The following is a 2,917-nucleotide window of genomic DNA, read 5'->3' on the forward strand; positions in this document are numbered from 1 at the left end:
TTCCATCTTCGGATTGTGACTAGTCATAATGGGCACATTACCTCGCACACTTGTTAAGTGGGAGATCCTGTCCGGATATTTATGGGGCCATTACACAGGCGTCCAATAGCCAAGACACTTGCGCGGTGTTGAATTGAGCTGATTGCTGATCTCGACTATGAGAAAATGCTAGGGCGTTTTCGGAGCCAAACTGCTCTCGCGATCGCTATCGCGCCGGCGAAAGACTTGACAGGCAGCGGCCCCCGTGATTCTCTGAAAGAGGGCGGTCCATCGGCTAAAACACGATTAAGCACTTGATTTGCACAGCTGTTTCCTCATGATCATGGGAATGATTAGAATCGGCGATAAATGCACTGGGTTAAGGGCGACGACTTGTCGGCGTCCCCGAGCGGTTTGCCGATGCAGGCGCGTGCCGGACTGGACTGCGCAGCGGCAAACAAGGTGAGACTCGTATTGCCTCACCCAAGAGTGTTCCAAAGAACAATGCCGTTGCCTCATTCGAATGTTCTCGATTGCCTGACTGTTTGTTCCCGAGATCCAGCCTCTGCCGATTCTGTATTGCTCAGAAATGATCTCACTGCACGACCTCTACAATTTCCGCCGACCGTGCGGCATCGGCGAATGGCCCGAACACCAACGCATTGGCTTGCGCACTGCGCCAGATCTTCATTCGACGCTGCACGGTCCGAATAGGCCGTCGGGGTAGACGCCGGGGTATTTGACCTGCAGGCGTTCAAGCAACTCTCGTGACGTTCGCCAAGGCTCGAACCATTCCTCGAACTCGGCAGTGACGGCGAGTAGAGGGTGGGCCTCCGCCGCTCTCGCTTGGCCGCCGGCTTGGCGCGGGCGGTCGGTTTCACTTCACCGCCACGCCAAGCAATATCTGTAACCCCGACAGAAAGTCCTCCGGCGGCAATGCCTCGCCGTCGGTGGTAGGGGAACCACCCGGCTTGTCAGCGATTTCGACCAATCTCTCTTGTGCCAGGCGTATGTTGCGCAGCAGCCGGACCGGATCGAGCGTTAGGTACATCGCCTTGAGGCGAAGGTGCGTATCCTCCGGCGTGCGCGCATCGTCAAGCAGCCGCTGATAGGGCGTGGCGGGGCGGTGATACCGCTTGATCACCTGGCTCCGTCACGATGCTTTTCTTTCGCTTAAATGATGGCTGAAAGAAATTGATGAACAACCGCATTGATGAATAAAGCTTCGCTAACTCCCGTGTGGCCTGCAGTCCCTCGAAGCGGCGGTATCCGACGATCTTGCGCACGATCGCGCCATTCTTCTGTTCGACAAATGCCTGTCATTCTTCCGGTAGGGCGGCAACGGGTGAGTTCGATATTATCGCGCAAGCAGTACTCATGAACGCTCTCGTTCATGAAGACGCTGTCGTTGTCGGTGTCGAAGCCCAGCAGCGGGAACGGCAGCAATTTGCGCAGTTCCGCGTCGCTGCGCTCATCGCCAAAATTGCTGACGCGTGTCGCTATCCTATCGCCGTGTCCATGCCTTTCCATCGCTTCGATCAATGTCGGCAAGAGTGGGTGTAGTCGCTTCCCGCAAATGCGATCCGATGCCTCCCAAACGACGACGAGGGCAGCGCGCACCTCATCGCCGTAAACCCGCCGCCCGGGGCCCACCCTTCGCAGGCTCGCAGTCTCCTCGCAGCAGTCGCATCGCGTGTTTGCGATGAAAGCCCGACGAACTCGTCCAACATCCTCGCCTTCTCGGCTCGACTGCTTAAAACGTAGCGTCCACTGATCGCCGTCACCAATTCCGCTCGTGTCGCCATGCTTACCTTCCTCATCACAGCTCCTGAGGTCGTCTCTTCGGGAACAAATTAGCTGAGGCAACACACCGATTTTAGGGAGCAGTTCAGGCGAGGCAATGCGCTCGACATCTTCATCGACGGCACGCATCTACTGACGCTGCCCAGAGGCCGCGCCTATGCGAGTGGAAAGCACGATCAGGTCGTCAACAACTATCACCACGTCATCCACTCTCTGCGCAAAAAGCCGATGGCGCTTCTCAATCTCGTCTATCGCGATAAGCCATGAAAAGTCATTGTCACCAGGAATGCCTTAAATACCTTCGGCTCATCGACCGCAGCACGCCTAAGGCTTCGATCTGCACCTGATCGCCGACAACTATGCCACCCATAAACACCCGGCGAAAGCCTGGCTGGCCAAACATCCTCGCTTTCATATGCATTTAGTCCCCACTTCGGCGTCCCGGCTCAATCAGGTGGAACGCTTCTTCGGCTTGATCGCATCCGGTGTGGCGTATTCGAGAGTGTCGCCGAGCTCGAAGGTGCAATTCAAGACTATCTCGATCATCACAACGCCGATCAAAAGCCTTCGTTTGGACCAAATCCGCTACCGACATTCAGTCACAACACTAGGGCTCCGCAGGGCTTCGGCCATCCTCAAGGCTTTGCCGGGCATGCATTTCTCTTGCCTGCTACGGAAATCCGCGGCTAAGTATACTCTAGTCTCAAGGGATGGCAGTCCGTGCCGGCGAGTGGGGCGGCTGACGGAATACCTATGTTCGCAGCAGGGTCGTATTGGCATCGGCAGGGCAAGAGGAGCGTATGACAAAGCGCTGCGAACCCGCGTGATTGGGCGTGCACAGCTGCAGCCGCTATGACCACTCGTTCATTGTTGCAACTTGATCCTGCGCGTGCCGTCCCGGCCACTTTTCGACCGGTTGACGAAAACGGCACCTCGGGCCCGCGGCACCGGACGTTATATAACCTTTTACAATCCTGTTTCATAACACCCATCTTTCTATGTCATTGATGGAAATAGGGTTTCCTGATCTGGTGGTGATCGTCGGCGGCGTAGCGCGCCGCCTGAAGATCGCGCAGGAGTGCCTCCTGGACCTGGTCGCGTTGGCTGGCCATACTACGCTCCGCCTCAACGGCGG

At 56.8% G+C, this 2,917-nt stretch carries 3 pseudogenes; 2 read left to right on the forward strand and 1 reads right to left on the reverse strand.

Features of this window, described 5'->3' with window-relative positions:
• Window positions 1-574: 574 nt before the first annotated feature.
• Window positions 575-1,799: pseudogene (locus BSG20_RS34935) on the reverse strand (ISNCY family transposase).
• A gap of 85 nt (window positions 1,800-1,884) precedes the next feature.
• On the opposite strand from BSG20_RS34935, the pseudogene BSG20_RS36190 reads away from it, so the two are divergent.
• Together BSG20_RS36190 and BSG20_RS38280 are read left to right on the forward strand one after the other, a co-directional pair.
• A pseudogene (locus BSG20_RS36190) lies at window positions 1,885-2,043 on the forward strand (IS21 family transposase); the annotation flags it as partial.
• Between the two features lie 11 nt (window positions 2,044-2,054).
• A pseudogene (locus BSG20_RS38280) lies at window positions 2,055-2,393 on the forward strand (IS630 family transposase); the annotation flags it as partial.
• Window positions 2,394-2,917: the final 524 nt, after the last annotated feature.

The sequence above is a fragment of the Rhizobium tibeticum genome, assembly GCF_900110205.1.
Classification (GTDB): Bacteria; Pseudomonadota; Alphaproteobacteria; order Rhizobiales; family Rhizobiaceae; genus Rhizobium; species Rhizobium tibeticum.